The following is a 25,609-nucleotide window of genomic DNA, read 5'->3' as shown; positions in this document are numbered from 1 at the left end:
GGCGCAGGCGTTGAAAAAGGCTGACTTTCAAGCCGGCGCTTTCCGCCCAGGCGCGAACACTAGCATACCGCCCGCCGTATCGGCAGGTATCGACATGCGTCCCCGCCCCTTCTGCCATGGCGCGCAAAGCAAAACGCGGCGCTTGGGCTTGATATAACGTCCCGCCGCGCCGCAAGGCGACCAGATGCAACGACGTTGCCTTTGTTGATTGGGGGAAACGCACATGAACCTTTCCAGGCGCACAGTGACGGCCGGTCTCGGTCTTCTGGGTGCGAGCACAGCGCTGGGCTCGGCTCAGGCGGAAGGCTTCATCCACGAGCTGGCGGCAGACGCGGAAGATCTGCGCGCCGCGTCGGAAGCCTATATCTACGGCTATGCGCTCGTAACCATGGAAATGACCCGCCGCGTGATGACGAATGTCGCCGCAGCGGAGGGCACCCGCGCGCCCATGGGCCAGTTCGTGCGCCTGCGCTCCTATCCCGATGCGAGCTTTCGCGACGTCACCGCGCCCAACGCCGACACGCTCTACACCACGGCCTGGCTGGACGTGGGCAAGGAGCCGTGGATCGTCAGCATTCCGGACATGAAGGGGCGCTACTTCCTGTTCCCCATGCTCGACGGCTGGACCGACGTGTTCCAGGTGCCCGGGACGCGCACCACCGGCACCGGCGCGCAGACCTATGCCATCACCGGGCCGGGCTGGAAGGGCACGCTGCCGGCCGGCGTCGTGCAGTACAAGTCCCCGACTGCCATCGTCTGGCTGCTCGGCCGCATCTACTGCACCGGCACGCCGGAGGATTACGCCGCTGTGCATGCGTTGCAGGATGCCTGCAAGACCTATCCCCTCAGCGCCTTCGGGAAGGACTATGCGCCGCCGGCGGGAAATGTGGACGCCGCCATCGACATGAAGACGGCGGTGCGTGACCAGGTGAACGGCCTCAGCGGCGTCGACTATTTCAAGCTGCTGGCGGACCTCCTCAAGACCAACCCGCCCGCCGCGGCCGACGCCCCCATGCTGCCCAAGCTGGCGCGGATCGGCGTGGTGCCCGGCAAGGATTTCGACCCCAAGGCGGCGGACCCCGCCGTGCTCAACCGCGTGCCGAAGCTCAGCGTCGACCGCATCATGCTGCACTTCGTGACCGGCCCCGAGATCAAGAACGTGAACGGCTGGCGCTTCACCACGACGACCGGCGTGTACGGCACGGACTATATCCAGCGCGCCCTCATCGCGGCCATCGGCCTCGGCGCCAACCGTCCCGAGGATGCGGTCTACCCGACCTCGCTGAAGTCTGGCAGCGGCCTACTGGCGCGCAAGTATGACGGCTCGAAGAAGTATGTCATGCACTTCCCCAAGGGGCAGCTGCCTCCGGTGAAGGGTTTCTGGTCTTTGACCATGTATGACGAGAATTATTTCTTCGTCGCCAACCCGCTCAACCGCTATTCGATCAGCGCACGGCAAAACCTCAAGACGAATGCCGACGGCTCGGTCGATCTCTACATCCAGCACGACTCCCCCGGCGCGGACAAGGACGCCAACTGGCTTCCGGCGCCCTCCGGCGAGTTCATTCTCATGCTACGCATGTACTGGCCGAACCCGAAGAAGCCGTCGATTCTCGACGGAAGCTGGAAAATTCCCGCCGTCACGGCGTCCTGACATCGCCGCCGCACGACGCGGCGGAGATCAAGCGAAATCGCAGCTCCCGGAACCCGGGCCGCCAGACCGGCGGCCTGCGGTGGCGGGCGCATCGATGCACATGCCCCATCCGAACATCCACCAGGAAGAAACACCACATGACGTTTAATGCCCTGAAGCTGGCCATCGTCGCCGGCAGCCTCGCCGCCGCCCTGCCGGCCGCGGCCCAGGCCCCCGAAGTGCCGAAGCCCGAGGCGGTCGAGGTTGTGACCCTGCCGGGCGTCGGCACCGCCACCGTCCTCAGCTACAAGGTCCGCTTCGTCTCTGCCGATCCGGCGACCCGCCGGGTCGTGCTGGAGACCCCGGCCGGAAAGCGCTGGGCCGTCATCGCCCCGCCGCTGGTCGGCGACCTCACCGCCTTCCGCAACGGCCAGAGCCTGCTGATCCGCAAGCTGCCCGGCGTGGTCACCGCCATCGCCAAGCCTGCCAAGAACGAGCCCGCGGAAGTTCTGAACGAGGTCGTGGTGAATGACGGCCTGCCCGGCCTGCCCGAGGGCTTCGGCCTGCGCGAGGTGACCATCGTCGCCCCCATGGTCGGCACCGATCCCGCCGCCGGCACCGTGAGCTTCCCGGGCCCGGATGGCTACCTGCGCACCCTGAAGGCCGCCAACGGCAAGGTCCTCAGCGACCTCCAGACGCTGCAGCAGGGCGTCAACGCGAAGTTCACCTACGTGGAAGGCCTCGCCATCAACGCGGTGCAGTGAACGGTCGCGTGACGACCGCTTGAAGGATTGGGACCTCGACCTCGGTGGGGTGTGCGATGTCGGCCCCGGGCCGCCGTGCAGCGAGCGAGGTTCCACAGGCCGTCAGGGGCGCCTAGCGCCCCTGACGGCCATTTTCTGTCTGGAGCGGGCAATGGTCAGAGCCATCGGTGTCGCGGGCATGGTCGCGCCCCGACGAATCGCACGGACGGCGGCTCGGCACCCAACGCTCAGAGCCCGAGGCGATCGGCGCTCATGAGCCGGCTGGAGCGGCGCGGACTAAATTTCAGAAGACGAAGCTGGAGCGGGTGAAGGGAATCGAACCCTCGTATTCAGCTTGGAAGGCTGCTGCTCTACCATTGAGCTACACCCGCATGCCGGCTGGCTTAGCATGCCGGTTCAAAGCGCGGAAGAGGTGGCGGGCGACCGGACGGGCCGGCTCCCTCCTGCTTCCGCGGGCCGGCGAACACCGGCCCCGCTCCTAAGAGCGCATTGCGACGACGGGTGGTGGAGGGGGTTGGATTTGAACCAACGTAGGCAGAGCCAACGGATTTACAGTCCGTCCCCTTTAACCACTCGGGCACCCCTCCATAACGACGCCCGTCATCGCGGACCTGCCTGCCGGAGCAGGACGCCTTCGAGCCGGACTGGTGATGCAGGAAAGCGCCAGCGGCCGAAGGTGACGCAGAGCGTGAACTCAAATCGCCATCCGAGGCCGGGTTTATGTGAAAACACCGTCCCGAAGTCAACCGGAAATCGCCCGGCCCGGCGCCTCGATCCCCGCCCCTGTGGACGGCCGGGCCCGGCGTGCCGCCGCAACCGGCACCGAAACGCCCCTCCGCGCTCCGACGCCCCTTGCGCGCGGCGGCGGTGTCTGACAAAGCCACGGCATGTCTGATCGTCCGCCCCGCGAACCGCGCCGCCCCGGCGCCCGCCCGCCCTTCGCCGGCCGTGGCGGCCCGCGCCCATCCGGCGCGCCGTTTCCCCCGCGCAAGGGCAAGGGTGGCGGCAAGCCGCCGCCGTGGGCCGGCGCCGACGATGTCGCGCTGCTCTATGGCTGGCACACGGTCGCCGAGGCGATCGGCAACCCGAAGCGGCGCTTCCGCAAGCTCATGGCGACGGAGAACGCCATCAACCGCCTGGCCGAGGAGGGACTCGTCCCGCCGGTCACGCCCGAGGTGGTGCGCCCCGGCGACATCGACAAGCTGCTGGGACCGGACGCGGTGCATCAGGGCCTCCTCGCGGAAGTCGACCACCTGCGGTCGCCCCCGCTCAAGGATCTCGCGCAGAGCGAGCTTGTCCTCGTGCTCGACCAGATCACCGACCCGCACAATGTCGGCGCCATCGTGCGCTCGGCGGCGGCCTTCGGGGTCAGCGCCATCGTCACCACCGCCCGCCACAGCCCGGCGGCCACCGGCGTGCTGGCCAAGAGCGCCTCTGGCGGGTTGGAGCATGTGCCCTTCTGCCTCGTGCAGAATCTCGCCCGGGCGCTGACCGAGCTGAAGGACAACGGCATGCTGGTCGTCGGCCTCGACAGCGAGGGGCCGGCGGACATCGAGGACACCCGGCTGAGTGCCCCCCTCGCTTTGGTTCTGGGCGCCGAGGGCAAGGGCCTGCGCCAGCTCACCCGCGAGACGTGCGACGTGCTGGCCCGCATCGACCTGCCCGGCGCCATCAAGAGCCTCAACGTCTCCAATGCCGCCGCCCTCGCCCTCGGCATCGCCCGCCGCGCGCTGAAGAAGAGCTGACGTAGGGAAGCCGGCCAAAAGGCATGCCGCCATGCTGCGGCGCATGCATTTTTCGCCTTGCACCTAAGACCAATGACCAATCGTAAGGCTGCCACACCTTCGCCATGATACCGCTTGGCGCGCCGTGCGCGCCCAGCCCTGCGGGATATCCGCGCGCCAACAATGACGCGGAACCCAGAGGGTCTACCGGAGGAACGCCCTGAGATCCGTCGCACTCCCGCGTGCGCACGGCGCTGTGGGCTTGCGCCGAAAAGACCCTCTCTCGCAGGACCTGTTGGGTCCGACATCCGCCGGCGGCGGAACCCGAAGCGATGGGAGGGATAGGTTCCATGAGCGTGACCACAGCGGGGGCGGCAGCCAAGCCTCGCCCCATGAGCCGGGAGGAGAAGAAGGTCATCTTCGCCTCGTCCCTGGGCACCGTGTTCGAGTGGTACGATTTCTATCTGTACGGCTCGCTGGCGGCCATCATCGGCGCGCAGTTCTTCTCGGCCTATCCGCCGGCCACCCGCGATATCTTCGCGCTTCTGGCCTTCGCCGCCGGCTTTCTGGTGCGCCCCTTCGGCGCCATCGTGTTCGGGCGCATCGGCGATCTCGTCGGCCGCAAGTACACCTTCCTCGTCACCATCCTCATCATGGGCCTGTCGACCTTCATCGTCGGCATCCTGCCCAACGCGGCCTCCATCGGCATCGCCGCTCCGATCATCCTGATCGGCCTGCGACTGCTTCAGGGCCTCGCCCTCGGCGGTGAGTATGGCGGCGCCGCGACCTATGTGGCGGAGCACGCCCCGCACGGCCGCCGCGGCTTCTACACCTCGTGGATCCAGACCACGGCGACCCTCGGCCTGTTCCTGTCGCTGATCGTGATCCTGTTCACCCGCACCATCGTGGGCGAGCAGAACTTCGCGGCGTGGGGCTGGCGCGTGCCGTTCCTCGTCTCCATCGCGCTGCTCGGCGTCTCGGTCTGGATTCGTCTCCAGCTCTCAGAATCGCCGACCTTCCAGAAGATGAAGGAAGAGGGCACCACCTCGAAGGCACCGCTGTCGGAGGCCTTCGCCAAGTGGGGCAACCTCAAGGTCGTGCTGATCGCGCTGTTCGGCCTCGTCGCCGGTCAGGGCGTCGTCTGGTACACGGGTCAGTTCTACGCCCTGTTCTTCCTGCAATCGATCCTCAAGGTCGATGGCTACACCTCGAACCTGCTGATCGCGTGGTCGCTGGTGTTCGGCACGGGCTTCTTCGTGTTCTTCGGCTGGCTGTCCGACAAGATCGGCCGCAAGCCCATCATCCTCGCCGGCTGCCTGATCGCCGCGGCGAGCTACTTCCCGCTGTTCAACATGATCACCACCTACGCCAACCCGCCGTTGGAAAAGGCGATCCAGAACATCCGGGTCACGGTGGTGTCCGATCCGGGGAACTGCGGAAGCCTGTTCAACCCGGTGGGTACCCGCATCTACACCCAGCCCTGCGACCTCGCCCGCGACTTCCTCGCGAAGTCCTCGGTGAAGTACTCGACCGAGGCCGGCCCCGCCGGGTCCCCGGTGCAGCTGAAGATCAACGACACCGTGATCCCCTATACGCCTGACTTCAACAAGAACGCCCTCGCGGCGCTCCAGACGGCGGGTTATCCGGCGGCGGCGACCAACAAGGACGTGGTGAAGATGGCGCATCCGTTCGACATCTTCCGCCCGCAGGTGGCGGCGGTGATCGGGCTGCTCTTCATCCTCGTGCTGTTCGTGACCATGGTGTACGGCCCGATCGCGGCAGCTCTGGTCGAGCTGTTCCCGGCCCGCATCCGCTACACCTCCATGTCGCTGCCCTACCACATCGGCAACGGCTGGTTCGGCGGCCTTCTGCCGGCGACCGCCTTCGCCATGGTGGCCGCCACCGGCGACATCTATTACGGCCTCTGGTACCCGATCGTGATCGCGCTGATGACCTTCGTCATCGGTCTTCTGTTCGTGCCCGAGACCAAGGATCGCAACATCGATCACTGGCACTGAGGTTGCGCGCGGCACCGCCGCGCGTCTCCCCCAAGCGAACGGCTCCGCCCAAAGCGGGGCCGTTTTCATTTCCCCCCGCCCCCGGCTTGTTCAGCCCTCGAGGCGCTGCTAGAGCATGGGGCCGGAGCCGGGTTAGCACAGCGGTAGTGCAGCGGTTTTGTAAACCGAAGGTCGGGGGTTCGATCCCCTCACCCGGCACCATTTCCTCCTTAGCTGACATTCACCGACATAAAGAAAATGGCCCAGATACAGGTTTTTTCGCTAGGTCGGCGTTAGTGGGCATAAGCCATCAGCTGTTGGCATTCAGCGGATTTGTTGGCATGATTGTTGGCATCGTCAGGTGCCAACAAGTCTGGATGCCAACAATATGGCGCTTTCTGATGTCGCCGTTCGTTCCGCAAAGCCCCAGCCGCGCCCCGTGAAGTTGTCTGACGGAGGCGGCCTCCACTTGCTGGTCACGCCCACGGGCGGCCGTCTTTGGCGCTTGGCTTACCGTTTCGAAGGCAAACAGAAGCAGCTCGCGCTGGGCGCCTACCCGGCAGTTGGGCTCGCCGACGCCCGAAAAGCACGGGACGCGGCAAAGTCGGCTTTGGCGGCAGGCGTCGATCCAGCCGCGAAGGCAAAGGCGGAGAAAGCTGCGCGTCAGACGGCGGCAGCGAACACGTTCAATCTCATCGCCGACGAGCTTCTGGAAAAGCTGGCTCAGGAAAATCGGTCCGCCACAACGCTGGACAAGGTCGCTTGGCTGTTGGGGTTCGCCAGGGAGGAACTTGGAAATCGCCCAATCTCGGAGATCACCGCCGCGGAGGTCCTCTCCGTGTTGAAAAAGATGGAGGCACGGGGCCGACATGAAAGTGCCGGTCGGCTCCGATCAACTGACGTTGCCCCTCCTGGCTAATCCAGCTTTGAGTTCGTTCTGGCCCAATGAGAGGACCAGAACATGAGGCGCAGCCGGTTCACCGAGGAGCAGATCATCGGGATCCTGAAGGAGCACGAGGCCGGGGTGCCGGTCTCGGACCTGTGTCGGAAGCACGGGGTCAGCGACGCCAGCATCTACAAGTGGAAGGCCCGTTTCGGCGGGATGGACATATCAGAGGCCAAGCGGCTGCGGGCGCTGGAGGACGAGAACGCCAAGCTGAAGCGAATGCTCGCCGACGCCATGCGGGACAACGTCGCGCTGAAGGATCTCCTGGGAAAGAAGTGGTGACGCCCGCTGCCGAGCGCAAAGCTGTCGCCCATCTCGTGGAGCATCACGGGATGAGCGAACGGCGGGCGTGTAAAGCCACCGGCTTCTGCCGCATGACCATGAGATACAGAGCCAAGCGCGGGAATGACGCTTTGCTGCGTGAGCGGATGAAGGCCATCGCCCAGGAACGGCGGCGGTTCGGGTATCGCCGTCTCCACGTCCTGCTCAGGCGGGAGGGTTTCACGGTCAACCACAAGCGGCTGTTCCGGCTCTATCGTGAGGAACGGCTGATGGTGCGCCAGCGCGGTGGTCGCAAGCGGGCCATCGGAACGCGGGCGCCGATGATGATCCCGCTGCGACCGAACGAGCGCTGGTCGCTCGACTTCGTCGCCGACCAGATGACCGATGGCCGGCGCTTCCGGATGCTGGCCATCGTGGACGACTGCACTCGCGAGTGCCTGGCGCTGGTAGCGGACACGTCGCTGTCCGGGGTCAGGGTCGCTCGCGAACTCGACAGGCTTCTAGCAGAGCGCGGCCGGCCCAAGATGATCGTCAGCGACAATGGCAGCGAGTTCACCTCCAATGCCATTCTGGCCTGGACCGACGCGGCCCGGGTCGAGTGGCACTACATCGCGCCCGGCAAACCGATGCAGAATGGCTTCATCGAGAGCTTCAACGGCCGCCTGCGGGACGAGCTGTTGAACGAGACGCTGTTCTCCAGCCTGTCCCAAGCCAGGGCCGCCCTCGCCCGATGGCAGGTCGATTACAACACCGACCGCCCGCACTCGAAGCTCGGATGGCAGACGCCAAGCGCCTTCGCCTCAACGTTCCACCCGCGGCGGGATCAGACGCTCCGCAACATGAGTGGTTCCGCGTCTGCCCCCGCCGCCCAGCACGCCCGAAAGGGCAAATCCAACCGCCAGAACGAACTCAAAGCTGGATAGAAGTTGGGGGCAACGTCATTGTTCATATGGGAGAGGCTGGCGCGCTCAAGATCCCCTTAGAAATCATGGATGAAATGACCGGCGGCGCAGATAATTTAGCGGACTGGCTTAGGATTCGCGAACATAGAAGCGCTCTATTGCTCGAAGAAGATGTCGATATTTCTTTATTTCATCAAGTAATTTCAGAAGGATACGCGAGTGATCTAGATGATACTGTGCTAATCGAAGTTGGACGAGACCCATTCCTAATCGCATATGCAATGGCGGCGCCTCATGATCGGCACGTCGTGGCTTCCGAGGTGTCAAAGCCAACGTGCCGGCGGGCAAATCGAAGAATACCGGATGTATGCAATCACTTCGGCGTCCGATGGTGCGATAGCTTTACCATGGTACGGACGCTGGACTTTTCAACCGCCTGGAGGGGCAGGCTCAATTCGCGGCCAGACGCCGAAGCACCTGCGCGTCGGCCCTAATTCAGACGCGCCATCTCTGCGGGCAATCTTCACCGCAGAACCTACGCCGCCTGCGCGCAAGCCATGGTGAGCGCGGGCCGCGAGGCGGAGGCGGCCTGAAGCTACTCGGCCGGCGTTGGAGCGACCCCAGCCTCAATAATCTCGAGAAGCGCCTGCCGCGCCCTCTCCGAACTGACGCCTAATTCCCCGCCAGCTAGGTCTCGTCGGAAGCGAGGCCACCACTGTGGCCGGGCGCAGTCTCGACGCCCATGGGCAAACCTCGGTATTGGTGAAAAAGCAGCGCTGCTCCGGCGCTCAGGGTCAGAATGAAGATCAGGATGATTAGGGCACTGAGGACCCGCTCAGGCCGCCCCATCCGCCCGGCTTCTAGGCCCCGCATTTCGGCGGACACTCCTGCTCCTGGCCCGCCCATTCTTCTGCTCTCTGCGTTTGACAACTGACGCATACAACCACTTCAACCGATTGAATATCCCGCCTTTCGTTATAACCCCTCGGAAGTCTTTCCGATTTTGGAGGGAAATGGACGCGACCGTGGTAGCAGGAGGCATTCGCCCCCATCATCGCCCTGACAGGGGCGTACAAGAAGCCGGGCGGTTTGGTGTCAGATCGTCCGGCTCTCCCTCATTTGAGGGGTATTCCGATGCGGGGCTTCTGCTAGAAACACACGTCTGCCCTGACGCTCCGTTCAGCCAGACGGAAAGGGCCGGGCGCCATTCCCCCGCATGTGCGCCCGGCTCTTGCTGCTCTGCTTTAGGTTGCGGTATCTCGCTGCGTCTACCACGGCTCAAGTTTCACACGGCGCGGGCGGTGCCGCGATCCGCGCCGCCCTCGAATCCGCCGGCGTGATCTTCGTTGCGGAGAACGGCGAGGGGCCGGGCGTGAGGCTGAGGAAGGGCCGGTGAGCTTGTGATTAGGTTCGGCGGGTCATCGCGTTGATCGAAGCCCATCCCGGGCTTCAAGAGGCGCTGCTGGCCGCCCTCGACGGCACTTGCGATGCCGCCTTCCGCGCGCTGTTCGCCGAGCGGCTGATGGAGGGGCTCGGCACGCGCATGCGCGCGGCGCCGCAGCCGCTGCTGTCACACATGGTGATCCTCACCGGGCTCTACCGGAAGGCGGTGTAGGGCGCGCCCTACTCGTGGAAGCGCTTCGCCAGCGCCTCGGCGTTGCGGGCGAGGAGGCCGGTGTCGGAGCCCACCGCGGTGAAGACGGTGCCAGCGGCGATGTAGCGCCGGGCCAGCGGCTCGCTGGGGGTGAGGATGCCAGCGCGGTTGCCGGCGGTCACGATGCGGCCGATCAGCCCCTCGATGAGCGTGACAATCTGCTCGTTGTTCTGGTCGCCCAGATAGCCGATCGCCGCCGAGAGATCGCCGGGGCCGATGAACACGCCGTCCACGCCGGGCACGGCGCAGATGGCCTCCAGATTGTCCATGCCGAGCCGGGATTCGATCTGCACCAGAACGCAGATCTCCTCATGGGCGCGCTGGTGATAGTTGCTGATCCGGCCGAAGCGCGAGGCGCGGGAGGCGCTCGCGAAGCCGCGGATGCCGGCGGGCGGATAGCGCGTCGCCGCCACCGCGTCGGCGGCCTGTTCCGGTCTGTCCACCATGGGCAGAAGCAGGGTCTGCACTCCCGCGTCCAGCAGCCGCTTGATGGCGACGGGATCGTTCACCGGCGGGCGCACGATGGGCATGACGGAGGGGTGCTCCATGCAGGCCTGGAGCTGGCTGAGCACCATCGGCACCTCGTTGGCCGAATGCTCGGTGTCCAGCAGCAGCCAGTCGAAGCCGGCGCCGGCGAGGATCTCCACCGACACATGGCTGGCGAGGCTGCTCCACAGGCCGATCTGCTGCTGGCCGGCATAGATGGCGCGCTTGAAGGCGTTGCGAGGCAGTTCCACGGGGGGTTCCTTGCTCAGTAGATGGCCGGTTCGCCGGGGGCGGCACCGAAGGAGGTTTCCAGGAAGTCGAAGTCGCAGCCGAGATGCGCCTGGCTGATGTGCTTGGAATACATCCAGCCATAGCCGCGCTCATAGCGCGGCACGGGCGCGGGCAAAGCGGCGCGGCGGCGCTCCAGTTCCTCCGCCGACACCTCCATGTCGATGCGCCGGTTGGGCACGTCGACGGTGACGAGGTCGCCGGTCCGCAGCAGGGCCAGAGGCCCGCCCACATGGCTCTCCGGCGAGACGTGGAGGATGCACGCGCCGTAGCTGGTGCCGCTCATGCGCGCGTCGGAGATGCGGAGCATGTCGCGCACGCCCGCCTTCACCAGCGCCTTGGGAATCGGCAGCATGCCCCATTCGGGCATGCCCGGGCCGCCGAGGGGGCCGGCATTGCGCAGCACCAGCACATGGCCCGGCGTCACGTCGAGGTTTTCGTCATCGGTGGCGGCCTTGAGGCTGGGATAATCGTCGAACACCAGCGCCGGGCCGGTGTGGACCCGCAGATGGGGCGCGCAGGCGCTGGGCTTGATGACGCAACCCTCCGGGGCGAGGTTGCCCCGCAGCACGGCGAGCGCGCCTTCGTCGTAGATGGCCTTGTCGAGGGGGCGGATCACGTCGTCATTGTGCACCTTCGCCCCCGCGATGGCCTCGCCCACCGTGCGGCCGGAGACGGTGAGGGCATCGAGGTGAAGGAAGTCCGTAAGGCGCCCCATCAGCGCCGGCAGGCCGCCGGCGAAGTAGAAGTCTTCCATCAGGTAGGCGTCGCCGCTCGGCCGCACGTTGGCGAGCACCGGCACGCGGCGGCTGGCCGCGTCGAAATCATCGAGGGTGATGTCGGCACCGGCGCGGCGGGCCTGGGCGATGAGATGGATGATGGCGTTGGTGGAGCAGCCCATGGCCATGGCGACGATGATGGCGTTCTCGAACGCCGCGCGGGTCTGGATGCGGGCCGGCGTCAGGTCCTCCCACACCATATCCACGATGCGCCGGCCCGAGGCCGCGCACATGCGCATGTGGCCCGCATCCGCCGCCGGAACGGAGGAGGCGCCGGACAGCGTCATGCCCAGCGCCTCGGCGATGGCGGTCATGGTGCTGGCCGTCCCCATGGTCATGCAATGGCCGTAGGAGCGGGCGATGCCGCCCTCGATCTCATTCCACTCCGCCTCGCCGATATTGCCGGCGCGCCGCTCGTCCCAGAACTTCCACGCGTCCGAGCCGGAGCCCAGCATCTTGCCGTTCCAGTTGCCGCGCAGCATGGGGCCGGCGGGCACATAGATGGCCGGCACGCCGGCGCTGGTGGCGCCCATCAGCAGGGCCGGGGTGCTCTTGTCGCAGCCGCCCATCAGCACCACGCCGTCCACCGGGTGGGAGCGGATCACCTCCTCCACCTCCATGGCCAGCATGTTGCGGTAGAGCATGGAGGTGGGTTTGAGAAAGGTCTCGGACACCGAGTGCACCGGCACTTCCAGCGGGAAGCCGCCGGCCTGCAGCACGCCGCGCTTGATGTCCTCCACCCGGTCCCGGAAATGGGCGTGGCAGGAGTTGAAATCCGACCAGGTGTTGAGGATGGCGATCACTGGCCGTCCCGCCCAATCCTCCGGGGCGTAGCCCATCTGGCGCAGGCGGGAGCGGTGGCCGAAGCTGCGCAGGTCGTCGGCGGCGAACCAGCGCGCGCTGCGCAGAAGGTCCGGTGTCTTCTGGCGTGTCATGTCTCAAGAACCCGTGTCTCTAAGACTTGTCTTGGGCACCGGGCGAGACCGCCCGGCGCGAAGTTGGGGTGGGCGATTACTGGACCACGATGTTGCCGGCCTTCACCACCTCGCGCCAGCGCTGCTCCTCGTCGGCCTGGAAGGCGGCGAACTCGGCCGGGGTGTTGGCCACCACCTCGAACCCGAGGTCGGTGAACTTGGTCTTGACGGCGGGATCGGACAGGCTCGCCTTGAAGGCCGCCACCACCTTGGCCTTCACCTCCGGCGGCAGGCCCTTGGGCGCTGCCGCGGCCTGCCAGGAATAAACGTCGATGCCGTCCACGCCGCCCTCCTTGAGGGTCGGCACGTCCGGAAGCACGGGATTGCGCGTGGCGGCAGTGACGCCGAGGGCCTTCAGCTTGCCGGCCTTGATCTGGTTCGCCACCGCCCCGAGGTTCTGGAACGAGACGTTCGCATGGCCGGCCATGAGGTCGCTGATGGCCGGTCCGCCGCCCTTGTAGGGCACGTGGATGCCAGAGGTCCCCGTCTTCTGCCAGAACAGCGCGGCGGTCAGATGGTCGGAGGAGCCGACGCCGGAGGAGGCGAAGGTTACCTTGTCCGGGTTCTTCTTCAGATACTCCACCAGCTCCTTCACCGAATTCGCCGGGAAATCGGGGTTGGCCACCAGCACGTTGGGCGTGCGCACGGCCACCGTGATCAGGTCGAAGTCGGATTTCGGCGAATAGCTCAGTGCCGGATAGAGCGCCGGGTTGATGGCGAAGACGCCGATGGAACCCACCAGCAGCGTGTAGCCGTCCGCCGGCGCGGTCTTCACATGGGTCGCGCCGGTGCCGCCGTTGGCGCCGGGGCGGTTGTCGATGACCACGGGCTGGCCCAGGGATTCGCTGGCTTTGGCGGACATCAGCCGGGCCGTGCTGTCGGACGCGCCGCCGGGTGGGAAGGGCACCACCACGGTGACGGGCCGCTGCGGATAGGTGTCCGCCGCCGCCGGGCCGGCGAGGGTGAGCGCGGTGGCGGCGAGCGCGGCGAGAAGCACGCCGCTGGCAAAGGAGCGGGACGGGCGTTGCAGGCGAATCATATGTCCTCCCAGAGGCCGGTTGGCAGCGCGGTTGCGATGCGCGGTCTTCACGGGCGCCATCCATGCCGCCCGGACTGAGGGCGGGCGGATGCGCCGGTGGCGGTCGTTTCCTCGGCGGCCCCTGCCTTAGGCGGAGCCTTCTCGTTTATAGTTCCACTAAAACTCTAATGCATCAGTGGCGTCAAGCGCCCGATTTGCTATCCTTCCGCCATGGACACGACGACCATGGACCTGACGCGCAGCGCGCGGCCCTCCCGCGATCCGTCCCGCCACGCGGCGCCGCAGGTGTTCGACTATTTGCGCGAGCGGATCATCACGCTGGAGATGCCGCCGGGCACCCTGATCTCGCGCGCCGAGTTGCAGGACCTGTTCGGCTTCTCCTCGACGCCGGTGCGCGACGCGCTGCTCAAGCTGCAGGAGGAGCAGCTGGTGGAGATCTTTCCCCAGCACGCCACCGTGGTGAGCCCCATTGATCTGGAACTAGCCCGGCAAGCGCACTTTCTGCGCCGCTCCATCGAGCTGGAGGCGGTGCGCACGGTGGCCCTGGGCGAGGACCATGCGGAGATCGCCGCGCGCCTCGATGGGGTGATCGCCCTCCAGGACGAGAGGCTCGCGCGCGGCGACCTGCCCGGCTTCGATGCGGGCGACCGCGACTTCCACCGCGCGCTGTTCGATGCCACCGGCATCCACAGCCTGTGGCTGATGGTGCGCCGCTATTCCGGCCATATCGACCGCATCCGCCGCCTGCATCTGCCCATGCCGGGCAAGGCGGAGCGGGTGCTGGGCGAGCACCGGGCGGTGGCCGCCGCAGTGAGGGCCGGCGATGCCGCCGGGGCGCAGGAGGCGCTGCGCACGCATCTGTCCAACTCGCTCGCCTATGCGCCGGATCTCGTCGCGCTCTGGCCAGCCTATTTCCGCAGCTGAGCGCGGTGCGTCGGGCGACATCCAAGGCTGGTCCTTCATCGCGCTCCCTTCCGCCAGTTCCGCAGGGCGACAAACTCGGTAGCCCAGACGCCTGCGCCTGCTGCGACGCGGCCGTCGTCCTCAGGCGCCCGCCACGGCTTTACCGAGGCCGGACTTGAGCGCGTGCTCCAAGCGCTCGTCCGGGGGCGCGATCTCGGTCACGAGGTCGCGAAGGTGCGCCTTGTTGCTCAGTGGCTCCAGCACCATCTCGCGCGGCTCAAGGCGGGCCGTGCAGGCATAATCCACCTTGCCGTCGACGATGATCATGCACTCCTTGCAGGTGTTGGCATTGATGCAGGAGTGGCGGACGGACAGCGTGGAATCGAGGTTGGTCCGCACGAAGCGCAACCCGTCCAGAACCGACTGGCCGGGCGTGTAGGGCACCTCATAGGTCGAGGTGCGGCTCTCCTCATCTGCGTGGCCGCGGCGGACGATCAGGGTGGCTGTCTCACGCATCACGCGACCTCGCAGAGGGTACGGCCTTCGACCGGAGCTCGGCCGAGTACGATGTCGTCTCCCGCCAGCTTCACCGTATGGTGCAGCACGAAGGCGGGATCCATGGCGGGGAAATCGTCGCGCTGGTGGGCGCCGCGGCTCTCCTTGCGGAGGAGCGCGGAGCGCGTCACCGCCTCTGCGACGAGGAGCATGGTGCGCAGATCAAACCAGTCGAGCCGCGCCATGTTGTAAGGGCCGGGCGCACCCGGCGGCAGTGCGCCGAGGCGCGTCTTGAGGTCCGCGATGGCGGCGAGCGCCTGGCGAAGGCCCTCCTCGGTGCGGAACGGGCCGACATTCACGGCCATGGTCTGCTGCAGGTCGGCGATGAGGCCGGCGTGGATCTCGCCGCCATCGGGCGTCACTGCGGAGACGAGGTCGAGCGCGCCGGCCGGCACCGGAGCATCGGCATTCCCGGCTGAACGCGCATGGAGCGATGCGGTGCGGCCGGCAATGCGGCCGAACACGAAGGCTTCGGTGATGGCATTGCCGGAGAGGCGGTTGGCGCCGTTGGCGCCGCCGTTCGCCTCGCCGCAGGAGAACAGGCCCGGCACGCTCGTGCGCATCTGGGCGTCCACCTTCACCCCGCCCATGTGGTAGTGCGCGATGGGTGCCACCTCGATGGGCATCTGGGTGAGGTCGATGCCGTTGGCGGCGAGCCGGTCGATGACCGGTCCGAAGGAGGCCCGCAGCGTCTCCGCCGGGATGTGCTGGAACGACAGAAAGGCGCCGCCCGCGGGAGAGCCCCGGCCGGCCTTCACCTCGGAGAGGATTGCGAACGTGGCGCGGTCGCGCGTCACGTTATAGGTGCCGGCCTCCTCATTGCCGTAGTCGTTGACGAACTCGCGCATCTCGGCGTTGAGCAGGCGGCCGCCGAGCTTGTAGCGGAAGGGGTCCCACATGATGGGATCCATGCCCACGAGGCGCGGGGCAAGGTGGCCGATGGGGAAGAACTGCACGAACTCCATGTCGGTCAGCTCGGCACCAGCGCGCAGCGCGAGGGCGTATCCGTCGCCGCTCATGTTGGCGGAGGCGCTGTTGCGCTGGTAAAGCCGGGTAAGGCCACCGGTGGCGATCACCACCGCCTTGGCCTTCAATACGACGGGCCGTCCGTCGGCCAGCGAGAAGCCCGTCGCACCGGTGGCGACGCCGCCGGTCACCAGGATGTCGGTGATGTAGAGGTCGCCGATGCGGGTGACCTCCTTCTGGCGCAGCACGCGGCCGCGCAGGGTCTTGGCCACCGCCGGGCCGGTGGAGAGGAAGTCCACGTAGACGCAACGCGGCCGGTCGTGCCCCGGCGCCAACGCCTGGCGGATGGAGCCGTCGTCGTTGCGCGCCCAGCCCACCTTCCACTCGTCGAGCTGGAGGATGTCGCGGGGACCTTCCTCGCACACCAGCTGGGCGAGGGAGGCGTCGCACAGCTCGCGGCCGGCGGCGAGGGTATCGGCGAGGTGGTGCTCGCAGCCGTCTGGGGTCTGGGAGCCGAGCGCCACCGCCACGGTCATCTGCGCCATGATGGTAGCGCCGCTGCGCCCGATGAGGCTGCGGTCGGCGAGGATGACGCCCGCGCCTTCCTTGCCGGCCTCCAGCGCCGCCATCATGCCGGCAGCGCCGGAGCCGATCACCAGCACGTCGGTTTCGAGTTGAACCACATCGATTGCCACTGCCATGCCTTTCCCAAGATCAGCCCTGCATCGGACCGTGGCCGCCAAGTGGGCCGCCTGTCGCAATATCCGGAGACGGCGCGCAGCACCTCGCCGGGCTCGGAGAGGATCTCCTTAGAAGGTAGCCTGGAACGCGATTACAAGTTCTGCCTTTTTGCCCCAAAGGGAGAGAAATTTCCTCCCATCAAATATTGAACGGAAAAATCGGATCCAGGTCATGGGCCGGGCCTAGCTCATGCGCCAAGTCCTGATGATGGGCGGCTACAAGCGCACAGCCACACTCAAGCTGCCCACGGCTAAACTCGCCCATGCGGCGTATGATCAGTCCCCCAGCAGCGTGGCGCCGCAGACGCGAAGGACACGCGCGGCCAGTCGCCACGATAGTGCGCCCAGGAGATCCGGAGGGGCGGCGTATCTTCCTGCGCTCCATGCCTGCGCAGGCACCATCGCCACCGGGCTCGCCACAGTGGAATAGTTACCGTGAATTTCTATACGCATCCCTTGGCACAGATAGACGATGACAACCCGCGTCGTGAGATACGCGGACGTTAGAATATTTCCAACATACGATCAGTTATGTATGTCATAGCGCATTTAGACGATTGCTTTTGACGCTTCCTTATCATTTCTCCAAATCATCGCGATTGCTCGCTTGCGGCGAAGCGGTTACCAATTCGGCTCTTCTTCACCGAATAGCCGCCTGCCCCGCCACGATGATTGCGAAAACTGACCCCAGCAGCGATCTGATGCTGGCCTACATGCGCCAATGGCGTGACCTGCGGGCCCACCTCAGTCGCCGCGTCGGTTCACGGGACCTTGCCGAAGAGGCCCTTCAGGAGACCTGGCTGCGGCTTGCCGGCATGGGGCCGGCTCCGGTGGGGGTGCGTGACTGCCATGCCTTCCTCCTGCGCATCGCTGGCAACATCGCCATCGATCTGCTGCGGCGAGAACGCCGTCATGCCGCCCGGCAGATCAGCGACGAGGCAGTGCTGCGCGGGATTGCCGACGCCACGCCCTCTCCGGAAGCCTATGCTTTGCACCGCGACGAATTGCGGGCGCTGGTGCATGCCCTTGCCGAGTTGGAACAGAGGCCCCGCGCCGCTTTGCTGCTGAGCCGGTGCGACGGGCTGACACATGCAGAGATCGGCGTACGCTTGAAAGTCTCCGACAGCATGGTCGCGAAGTATCTGGTTCAAGCCCTGCGGCACTGCCGCGACAGGCTGCGCGCATTGGACTAGCCTCGGCACCCTGCATCGGTATCCGCGCATGACGCCCACGCCCCGCTCCGTCTCGCCCGCGTTCGCCCGCGCCCCCATTGCGGCAAGCGATCGCGCCATCGAATGGCTCGTGCGCATCCATTCCGGGGCGCCGGGGGCGGAAGCGGAGGCACAGGCCTTCGCGCGCTGGCGCGCCGAGAGCCCCGAGCACGAGGCGGCGGCGCGTGAGGCCGAGGCGCTGTGGCACGGGCTCGGCGGCGCCGGAGCCGTCGCGCGGGATACGGCGCACAAGGCATCGCGCGGAAAGGTCACGCGCCGGGCGCTGATTGGCGGCGGGGCGTGCGCCGCGCTGGGCCTCGGCGCGCTCGCCGCCGGTGCCATCCGCGATCATCTCGCCGCCGATGTTGCTACCGGTGTCAACGAAGTGCGGGCGACGGACCTGCCGGACGGATCGCGCGTCCTTCTCAATGCCAGCACGGCGCTGGCGCTTGATTTCAGCGCAACCGAACGGGGCGTGAAGCTGCTCTCCGGACAGGCCCTGTTCACCGTCGCGCGCGATCCGGGCCGCCCCTTTGTCGTCACTGCAGCGGACGGGCGGACCCGCGCGATCGGCACCGCCTTCGACGTAGACATGCAGCCCGACGGGGTGGTGGTGACAGTTGTGGAGGGCGTCGTCACGGTGGCGGCGGGCGAGGACGGCGTCACCCTGCGCGCCGACCAGAGTCTGCGCTATGACGCGCGCGGGCGGGTGATCGGCCCACGGACGGTGAATGCCGACTCCGTCACCGCCTGGCGGCGGGGCAAGCTCATCTTCGATCGCCGGCCGCTGGTGGAGGTGGTGGCCGAGCTCCAGCGCCACACCCACGCACGCATCATCATTGCCAGCGGCCGCCTCAAGGGGCTGGAGGTGACCGGCGTGTTCGAACTGGCCGATCCTGCATCGGTGCTGGAGACCATCGAGCAGACGCTGCCAGTGCGCGTTGTCCGCCTGCCGCTGATCAACGTCATCCTCTGAGCGCGAAAAAAAACGCAGGCGCCGCTGCAAGGTCGCCGGTGTCGCTTCGTCCTTGTCTTCGAAGGTCCTGAACGGCGGCGCGCTGGTGGGCCGGCCTGACGGAGAGAGAGACGATGGCGGCGGGATGGGAACGGCTCCGGCGGCGGGCGGACGGGAAGGCGGGGCGGACGGCATGGCTCTCGGGAACCGCCGTCTGCGCCCTGCTGGCGATAGCCTGCCCCGGCGCGGCGCACGCGCAGGAGGGGGCGCCGGGCATCGCCTTCAGCATTCCCGCGCAGGACCTCGGCAGCGCGCTGACGCGCTTTGCTGACACGGCCGGCCTGCGCCTGCTCTTCCCATCCGATCTGGTGGCCGGGCGCCGCACCTCGGGGCTGTTCGGCACCTATTCGCGCGATGCGGGCCTCGCCCGCCTGCTGGCAGGCACCGGCCTTGTCTATCGTTTCACCAGCGCCAACACCGTAACCATTACCTCGCCGCAGGCGCAGGGCGCGGCCGGCTCCGGCGAGGCCTGGCTCGGCACCGTGGACGTGGAAGGCGATAACACCCAGCAGGTGGTGGCGCTCGAGACGTCGGCCGGGACCAAGACCGAGACGCCGCTCATCGACACCCCGCAATCCATCAGCGTGGTGACGCGGGCGGAAATGGACCAGCGCGGCGTGCAGGATTTCAATTCTGCCGTGGCTTACACCCCGGGCGTGCGGGCCGTGGACTATCCCGGCGGCCAGGGGATGCCGGACATCTACATTCGCGGCTTCCGCGCGATCGATCAGAATGCCAATTACCGCGACGGCCTGCGCAACGGCTTCAACAACTATGACAGCGATATCGAGGTCTATGGCCTCCAGCGCCTGGATGTGGTCAAGGGGCCGACTTCGGCTCTCTACGGCGCCGGCACCCCGGGTGGCATCATCGACGCCGTCACCAAGCGCCCGACGGCCACGCCGCTGCACGAGATCGAGATCCTCGGCGGCAACTACGACCGTATCCAGGGCGCCTTCGACATCGGCGGGCCTGCGACCGAAGACGGCACCTGGCTCTATCGCCTCACCGGACTGTTTCGGGACAGCGGCACGCAGATCGACTATTCCCCGGACAATCGCATCTACATCGCTCCCGCCGTTACCTGGCAGCCCAACGCCAATACCTCGCTTACCCTCTTGGCGAACTACCAGAAGACGGAGAAGGGCGGCTCGGAGCAGAGCATCCCCATGGCCAACAGCCTGTTTCAGCTGGGGCCGAAGATATCGCCGAGCCTCTATCTCGGCGCGCCCGGACTGAGCAGCTGGAACGTCGAGAACACCTCGGTCGGCTACGAGTTCAAGCACAGGTTCGAGAACGACTGGCAGCTGGTCCAGAATGCGCGCTACACTCATTCCGATGTGGATTACGCCTCCGCCTGGGGCTGGGACTGGCCGATTGCGGTGGTCGACAACAAATATTTCAATGTCGGCGTGCAGTTGCGGCCGAAGGTCTCGGACAGCCTCCTGATCGACACACATCTCTCCCGCGATTTCCAGACCGGGCCGGTGGCACACAAGATCCTGCTCGGCGTCGACGGGGGATGGTACAATGCGAGCGAAGTCCGAACGAATTCCACCAATTACAACTCCATCAACATTTTCGCCCCGGACTACAATTTCATCTATACGTTCGGTCGCCCCTGGTCGGATACGGAGAGCACCATCTCCCAGATCGGGGTCTACGCGCAGGACCAGATGACCCTCGACAACTGGTTGCTCACCTTGAGTGGACGCCAGGACTGGGCGCGCAACGAGGAAGCCAATTATTACTCGCGCACCATCCTCGCAGACTACGGCTTTACGGACGAAGTTGTTGCGGCCAATTATTCCGCTTTCACATGGCGCGCGGGCCTGGGATACAAGTTCGACAACGGCGTGATGCCCTATGCCAGCTACGCCACTTCCTTCCTGCCGGTGGCTGGGACGGACTTCCAGGGCCGGTCCTTCAAGCCAACGACCGGCGAGCAGTACGAGGCCGGCATCAAGTATGAGCCGCAGGGCTGGCGGGCCATGTTCACGACTTCTGTGTTCCAGATCACCCAGCAGAACGTGCTCACCACGGATCCCGTCAACGTGGGCTATTCGGTGCAGGACGGCGAAGTGCGCTCGCGCGGCATCGAGCTCGAGGCCAAGGCGAACATCACCGCCAACCTCGATATCATCGCCTCCTACACCTATCTCGACACGGTGGTCACGCAGGACAATGCCAACGATGCCGGCGTCAGCAAAGTCGGCACCACCCCTTCCAGTGTGCCGCACAACAGCGCGGCCTTGTGGGCCTACTACACATTCCATGAGGGAACACTGGATGGGCTCGGCATCGGTGCCGGCCTGCGCTATGTCGGAAGTTCCTGGGCCGTCATGAACGATGCGAATGGCGGCCAGATCGCCATCCCCGGCTATACCCTGGTGGATGCTTCGCTTCGCTACGACCTCGGCAAGCTCGACCAGCGGCTACGCGGCGCCACCTTCTCGCTCTCGGGCACCAATATCTTCGACACGGAATATTACACAGCCGGCTTCTACTGGAACTCTGTGATCTACGGCACGCGCCGCACCGTCTACGCCTCTTTGAATTACCGTTGGTAGGAGACAGGGCATCGTCCACGGCGGAGCGTTCAATCTACTCTACGTCGAGCTGGAAAGTTTGCAGCTCGGGATTGACCGAGCTGCGCCGCCGAACCTACGCCGGCTGCGCGCAGGCTATCGGGCGCGGTTCGCGAGGTGGGGATGGCTTGAAGGTCGCGATAGCCTCGCACCGACGACGACTTCGCCGCCGACAGACGCCTGCTACCGGCGACTCGCCTGCGATCCTACGCCGACGTGACGAGCTGTGGCCCCGCGCTGGCGGACCGGCCCGTCGTCGTGGTCTGCCAGAAAGGCAACAAGCTCAGCCAAGGCGTAGCCGCATGGCTGCGGCTCCGTGGGCTTCCGGCGGAAACGCTGGAAGGCCGCTTCGAGGCGTGGAGAGACAGCGGCGGTGTGTTTTATCGGAAGCAGCCCTGCCGCCGCGCGATGCGGCTGGGCGAACGGTGTGGGGCACCCGCGCCCGCCCAAAGGTGGATCACATCGCCTGCCCGTGGCTGATCCGCCGCTTCATCGATCCCGACGCCGCCTTCCTCTTCGTCGGCGCCTCCGAGGTAGAGGGCGTACCGGCCGCCTTCGGTGCCGCGCCCTTTGATATCGACAGCGCCTTCTTGAGCCACCGCGGCGAGGGCTGCACCTTCGACACAATTATCGAGGAATTCGGGCTCAGGTCACCCGTGCTCGACCGCCTTGCGGTCATTGTCCGCGCCGCCGACACGGCGCGGCTCGATTTGTCGCCGCAGGCAGCCGGCTTCCTCGCGGCCTCTCTTGGCCTCTCCCGCATGTATCGGGAAGACCTGCAGCAGCTCGATGCCGGCATGATGCTCTACGACGCCTTCTATCGCTGGTGCCGTGACGCCGTGGAGGAAACCCACAACTGGCCCGCCGGCCAGCAGAGGCAGGGGTGAGGGGCGCGCCATGGCCATCACGTTGGAAACGAGCGGCTCCGCCGTCGCGCCCGCGCGCCCGACCTTCGGGGAGGCCGTGAAAGTCTGGGCCAAGATCGGTTGCCTGAGCTTCGGCGGCCCCGCCGGGCAGATCGCCCTCATGCACCGGGAACTCGTGGAGGAGCGCCGCTGGATCGGCGAGCAGCGGTTTCTGCACGCCCTGAACTACTGCATGCTTCTGCCCGGCCCGGAGGCGCAGCAGCTCGCCACCTATATCGGCTGGCTGATGCACCGCACCGCAGGCGGGCTGGCGGCCGGGCTGCTCTTCGTGCTGCCCGGCGCCGTCGTGATGCTGACCCTCAGCATCCTATATGCGCTGTACCGCCATGTGCCGCTCATCGATGCCGCTTTCCTCGGCGTGAAGGCGGCCGTGCTGGCGGTCGTGGTGGAGGCGCTGCTGCGGATCAGCCGCCGCGCGCTGAAGAACCGCCTCATGGTGGTGATTGCCGGCCTCGCCTTCCTGGCCATCTATGTCCTGCATACCGTTCCCGCTGATCATCCTTGCCGCCGGCCTCGCCGGATGGGCAGGCAGCCGGGCCGCGCCGGACCTGTTCCAGGGCGCGGGCCACGGCGGCGCGAAGGCCGACACCCACGGTGTGGTGGACCAGATGTTGGAGCGGGGGGAACTGACCCATGCCGAGCCATCGCTGCAGCGCGCGGCCGGCATCATCGCCGTCTGGCTGCCCCTGTGGCTCGGCCCAGTCGTGGTGCTGTGGCTGGCCTTCGGCAGCGGGAGCGTGTGGACGCAGATCGGCTCCTTCTTCAGCCTGATGGCGGTCGTTACCTTCGGCGGGGCCTATGCGGTGCTCGCCTATGTGGCGCAGGCAGCGGTGGACGGCTTCGGCTGGCTCGCGCCGGGCGAGATGCTCGACGGCCTCGGCCTTGCCGAGACGACACCCGGCCCGCTCGTCATGGTGCTCCAGTTCGTCGGCTTCCTCGCCGCCTATCGGGCGCCTGGCATTCTCAACCCGATGCTGGCGGGGTGCCTCGGCGCCCTGCTGACCCTCTGGGTGACCTTCGCGCCCTGCTTCTTCTGGATCTTCCTCGGGGCGCCTTATGTGGAGGCGCTCCGCGGCAACCGCGCGCTCGGGGCAGCTCTTTCCGCGATCACCGCGGCGGTGGTGGGCGTTATCCTAAACCTCGCTTTGTGGTTCGCCATCCACGTCGTCTTCCGGCAGGTGGTGAGCGTGGACTGGCACGGCATCGGGCCGGACCTGCCCGTGCCCTCCTCCATCGACTGGCGTGCGGCAGCGCTCTCGGCCTTAGCCATGCTCGCCATGTTCCGGCTCAGGCTCGGGATGCTTCCCACACTCGCGGCTTGTGGCGTGGCCGGGATGGTGCTCGCAGCGCTGGGCTAGGAGAGGCGGCCTTCGGTCCTGGCGGCGGCGCCTTTGTAGACAAGGCCGCGCTCGCCGCTCAGATCTTGAACCGGGTATGGGAGGGGGCCTGATCGGCCGTCGTCCCGCCTCTTCCCGCATAATCCCGGCAGTTCGCCGGATAGCGCCCTCCAGGAGCATCGCCCCGATTTGTTGGCATTTGTGTTGGCGCAAGCTTGATATAAGATTGAAATTTATATTTATTTCCAAATAGATATGCGAAAATTAAGATGCCATCACCCGGCACCATTTCCTCCTTGGCGCAAGTCACATGCGGCGGCACAACTCGGCGTCGCGGCTATACCTACTGCCCCACGGCATCCTTCAGGCACTTCTTGGTGAAGCTGGCCTGCGCCGCGCCTTGCAGCTTCTTCTCCGTCGCCTGGGCCTCGCAGGCTGTCGTCGCATCCTTCTGGCACTTGGTCAGGAAGCTGGTACGCGCTGCGCCGACAAGCTTCTTTGCGTCGGCATTGGCAACGCAGGTGTCAGCCGAGGCGACGGCGGCAGAAAGCGACAGCAGGGCGAGCGCGATTGCGAGCGTCTTCATGGTTCCCTCCCACAGGTGGTGACAGGAAGCTATCACCGCCCGAGACGACGTTCGATGGTGCCGAAACGTCAGGCGCCGAACCACGAGCGCTACCGCCGAACGATCGTGTCCCGAAGCGAGAGGATCCGTGCCGCGACGAAGCACTAGGCCAGAGTCACGTTTCCCGCGGCACGGCGGGAAACGTGACACCTGCCGTGCCGCGAGGGAGAGGCGCGGCTCAGCGCAGGTCGATGAGGATCTTCAGTTCCTGCCCGGCGGGATCGAGCAGGGCCTCGAAGCCCTTCTCCACCACCTCGTCGATGCCGATGCGGCGGGTGACGACCTTCTCCGCCGGCAGCAGGCCCTTGCCGATGAGGGCCGCCACCTTGGGCCACATGAGGGTCGAGTAGCACCACGAGCCGCGGACATCGATGTCCTTGAAAGTGACGGTGAAGGTGTCCACCGCCGGCTTGCCCACATGCAGGCCCACCTGCACCACCACGCCCTGCCGCCGCACCGCATCGATGCCGGTGGCGAGCGCCGCCTCGGCGCCGACGCATTCTAGCGCCACGTCCACGCCCACGTGGCCTTCCGTCTGGTCGCGGATGGCGTCGGCCACCGCATCGCGCTTCGGGTTGAGGGTGATGACATCAGGCAGGATGGCCCGCGCCATGGCGAGGCGGTTGTCGTTGGTGTCGGAGAGAAAGATCTGAGTCGCCCCCGCGGCCCGCGCCGCCAGCATCTGCAACTGGCCGATGGGGCCGGCGCCGGTCACGAGCACGCTCGATCCCGGCTTCACCCCGCCGCGCTCGGCCGCATAGACGGTGACGGCGGTGGGCTCCACCAGGGCCGCCTGCTCGTCGCTGACGAAATCGGGGATGGCGAAGACGTTGTAGTCGTTCACCAGAGAATATTCCGCCATGCCGCCCCATTGCCAGCCGAGGCCGATGATGGCGAGGCTTTCGGAGAGCTGGTAAAGGCCGCGCGTGCCGAAATAGTCGTCGCGCGGCGACACCATGGGCTGCACCGAAACGCGGTCGCCCACCTTCACGTTCCGCACCTCGCCGCCAATGGCGACGACGGTGCCGCCATATTCATGGCCCAGCACCTGCGGCAGCTTCGCGCCGGTGTAGGGATGCGGCGTGGTGGGAATGAAGATGGGCCCGGCAGCATATTCATGCAGGTCGGTGCCGCAGATGCCGCAGAAGGCATTGCGGATAACGACCTCGCGCGGGCCGGGGGCGGGCGGTTCGGGGATGTCTTCGACACGCACGTCGCGCTTGGCATGGAAGCGGGCGGCCTTCATGAGTGGTTCTCCCTTCGGTTCGTTCTTGA

At 66.4% G+C, this 25,609-nt stretch carries 19 protein-coding genes, 3 tRNA genes and 3 pseudogenes; 16 read left to right on the top strand and 9 right to left on the bottom strand.

What is annotated here, in order from left to right:
- Positions 1 to 223 precede the first annotated feature (223 nt).
- A complete protein-coding gene (locus D7006_RS08085) occupies positions 224 to 1,654 on the top strand; it encodes a DUF1254 domain-containing protein (RefSeq protein ID WP_237356226.1) in 1,431 nt (476 codons plus the stop codon).
- A 137-nt stretch (positions 1,655 to 1,791) separates the two neighbouring features.
- The gene (locus tag D7006_RS08080; protein ID WP_237356225.1) at positions 1,792 to 2,397 is read left to right on the top strand and encodes a hypothetical protein; all 606 of its coding nucleotides are present in this window, start codon (positions 1,792 to 1,794) and stop codon (positions 2,395 to 2,397) included.
- Between the two features lie 297 nt (positions 2,398 to 2,694).
- Here D7006_RS08080 and D7006_RS08075 read toward each other — a convergent pair.
- Together D7006_RS08075 and D7006_RS08070 are read right to left on the bottom strand one after the other, a co-directional pair.
- Positions 2,695 to 2,768 (bottom strand) — tRNA-Gly (locus tag D7006_RS08075).
- 131 nt (positions 2,769 to 2,899) lie between these two features.
- Positions 2,900 to 2,984, bottom strand: a tRNA-Tyr gene (locus D7006_RS08070).
- Positions 2,985 to 3,284: 300 nt separating this feature from the next.
- On the opposite strand from D7006_RS08070, the gene rlmB reads away from it, so the two are divergent.
- The 8 genes and pseudogenes from rlmB to D7006_RS08030 all read left to right on the top strand — a co-directional run bounded on the left by rlmB (position 3,285) and on the right by D7006_RS08030 (position 9,863).
- Positions 3,285 to 4,142, top strand: coding sequence for a 23S rRNA (guanosine(2251)-2'-O)-methyltransferase RlmB (rlmB, locus tag D7006_RS08065; RefSeq protein WP_237356224.1), 858 nt, complete (start codon positions 3,285 to 3,287; stop codon positions 4,140 to 4,142).
- A gap of 329 nt (positions 4,143 to 4,471) precedes the next feature.
- The gene (locus D7006_RS08060; RefSeq protein ID WP_237356223.1) at positions 4,472 to 6,139 is read left to right on the top strand and encodes an MFS transporter; all 1,668 of its coding nucleotides are present in this window, start codon (positions 4,472 to 4,474) and stop codon (positions 6,137 to 6,139) included.
- A 126-nt stretch (positions 6,140 to 6,265) separates the two neighbouring features.
- Positions 6,266 to 6,340: transfer RNA gene (locus D7006_RS08055), tRNA-Thr, on the top strand.
- Positions 6,341 to 6,506: 166 nt separating this feature from the next.
- The gene (locus D7006_RS08050; protein ID WP_237356222.1) at positions 6,507 to 7,037 is read left to right on the top strand and encodes an integrase arm-type DNA-binding domain-containing protein; all 531 of its coding nucleotides are present in this window, start codon (positions 6,507 to 6,509) and stop codon (positions 7,035 to 7,037) included.
- 42 nt (positions 7,038 to 7,079) lie between these two features.
- Positions 7,080 to 8,269 (top strand): IS3 family transposase gene (locus D7006_RS08045; RefSeq protein WP_237356221.1). Its coding sequence is split into 2 segments (ribosomal slippage): positions 7,080 to 7,329 and positions 7,329 to 8,269, totalling 1,191 coding nucleotides; the frame shifts between segments, so codons are not numbered across the junction.
- 26 nt (positions 8,270 to 8,295) lie between these two features.
- The gene (locus D7006_RS08040) at positions 8,296 to 8,742 is read left to right on the top strand and encodes a DUF4411 family protein (RefSeq protein ID WP_371745061.1); all 447 of its coding nucleotides are present in this window, start codon (positions 8,296 to 8,298) and stop codon (positions 8,740 to 8,742) included.
- Between the two features lie 809 nt (positions 8,743 to 9,551).
- A pseudogene (locus tag D7006_RS25380) lies at positions 9,552 to 9,644 on the top strand (transcriptional regulator); the annotation flags it as partial.
- A gap of 30 nt (positions 9,645 to 9,674) precedes the next feature.
- Entirely contained in the window at positions 9,675 to 9,863 is a 189-nt protein-coding gene (locus D7006_RS08030; protein WP_237356219.1) for a hypothetical protein, read from the top strand.
- An 8-nt stretch (positions 9,864 to 9,871) separates the two neighbouring features.
- Here D7006_RS08030 and D7006_RS08025 read toward each other — a convergent pair whose 3' ends face one another.
- From D7006_RS08025 to D7006_RS08015, 3 genes are all read right to left on the bottom strand, one after another.
- Positions 9,872 to 10,639 (bottom strand): HpcH/HpaI aldolase/citrate lyase family protein, encoded by a 768-nt coding sequence (locus D7006_RS08025; RefSeq protein ID WP_237356218.1) that lies wholly within the window; start codon positions 10,637 to 10,639, stop codon positions 9,872 to 9,874.
- A gap of 14 nt (positions 10,640 to 10,653) precedes the next feature.
- Positions 10,654 to 12,390 carry an L-arabinonate dehydratase gene (gene araD, locus D7006_RS08020; RefSeq protein ID WP_237356217.1) on the bottom strand — a complete coding sequence of 579 codons (1,737 nt, stop codon included), beginning with the start codon at positions 12,388 to 12,390 and terminating at the stop codon, positions 10,654 to 10,656.
- A 76-nt stretch (positions 12,391 to 12,466) separates the two neighbouring features.
- A complete protein-coding gene (locus D7006_RS08015) occupies positions 12,467 to 13,468 on the bottom strand; it encodes a tripartite tricarboxylate transporter substrate binding protein (protein WP_237356216.1) in 1,002 nt (333 codons plus the stop codon).
- Between the two features lie 225 nt (positions 13,469 to 13,693).
- On the opposite strand from D7006_RS08015, the gene D7006_RS08010 reads away from it, so the two are divergent.
- The gene (locus D7006_RS08010) at positions 13,694 to 14,392 is read left to right on the top strand and encodes a GntR family transcriptional regulator (protein WP_237356215.1); all 699 of its coding nucleotides are present in this window, start codon (positions 13,694 to 13,696) and stop codon (positions 14,390 to 14,392) included.
- Positions 14,393 to 14,512: 120 nt separating this feature from the next.
- On the opposite strand, the gene D7006_RS08005 is transcribed toward D7006_RS08010, so the two are convergent.
- Both D7006_RS08005 and D7006_RS08000 read right to left on the bottom strand, forming a co-directional pair.
- Positions 14,513 to 14,887, bottom strand: a complete 375-nt coding sequence (locus D7006_RS08005) for a 2Fe-2S iron-sulfur cluster-binding protein (protein WP_237356214.1) — start codon at positions 14,885 to 14,887, stop codon at positions 14,513 to 14,515.
- Positions 14,887 to 16,593: an FAD-binding protein gene (locus D7006_RS08000; RefSeq protein WP_237356213.1), complete on the bottom strand. Its 1,707-nt coding sequence runs from the start codon at positions 16,591 to 16,593 to the stop codon at positions 14,887 to 14,889. Before D7006_RS08000 ends, D7006_RS08005 begins: the two co-directional genes overlap by 1 nt.
- A 740-nt stretch (positions 16,594 to 17,333) precedes the next feature.
- On the opposite strand from D7006_RS08000, the gene D7006_RS07995 reads away from it, so the two are divergent.
- The 5 genes and pseudogenes from D7006_RS07995 to chrA all read left to right on the top strand — a co-directional run bounded on the left by D7006_RS07995 (position 17,334) and on the right by chrA (position 23,730).
- Complete coding sequence (locus D7006_RS07995; protein ID WP_237356212.1) at positions 17,334 to 17,825, top strand: RNA polymerase sigma factor; 492 nt, start codon at positions 17,334 to 17,336, stop codon at positions 17,823 to 17,825.
- Positions 17,826 to 17,853: 28 nt separating this feature from the next.
- A complete protein-coding gene (locus tag D7006_RS07990; protein ID WP_237356211.1) occupies positions 17,854 to 18,819 on the top strand; it encodes a FecR domain-containing protein in 966 nt (321 codons plus the stop codon).
- Between the two features lie 113 nt (positions 18,820 to 18,932).
- A complete protein-coding gene (locus tag D7006_RS07985; protein ID WP_237356210.1) occupies positions 18,933 to 21,428 on the top strand; it encodes a TonB-dependent siderophore receptor in 2,496 nt (831 codons plus the stop codon).
- 165 nt (positions 21,429 to 21,593) lie between these two features.
- Positions 21,594 to 22,333 (top strand): annotated as a pseudogene (locus tag D7006_RS07980) (chromate resistance protein ChrB domain-containing protein); the annotation flags it as partial.
- A gap of 10 nt (positions 22,334 to 22,343) precedes the next feature.
- Positions 22,344 to 23,730, top strand: a pseudogene (chrA, locus tag D7006_RS07975) (chromate efflux transporter).
- A 322-nt stretch (positions 23,731 to 24,052) separates the two neighbouring features.
- Here chrA and D7006_RS07970 read toward each other — a convergent pair.
- Positions 24,053 to 24,295 (bottom strand): hypothetical protein, encoded by a 243-nt coding sequence (locus tag D7006_RS07970; protein ID WP_229644320.1) that lies wholly within the window; start codon positions 24,293 to 24,295, stop codon positions 24,053 to 24,055.
- A gap of 217 nt (positions 24,296 to 24,512) precedes the next feature.
- Positions 24,513 to 25,580, bottom strand: a complete 1,068-nt coding sequence (locus D7006_RS07965) for a 2,3-butanediol dehydrogenase (protein WP_237356209.1) — start codon at positions 25,578 to 25,580, stop codon at positions 24,513 to 24,515.
- Between the last annotated feature and the right edge of the window lie 29 nt (positions 25,581 to 25,609).

The organism is Xanthobacter sp. YC-JY1 (genome assembly GCF_021730305.1).
Classification (GTDB): domain Bacteria; phylum Pseudomonadota; class Alphaproteobacteria; order Rhizobiales; family Xanthobacteraceae; genus Xanthobacter; species Xanthobacter flavus.
This window is presented reverse-complemented; position numbering and strand designations above follow the sequence as displayed.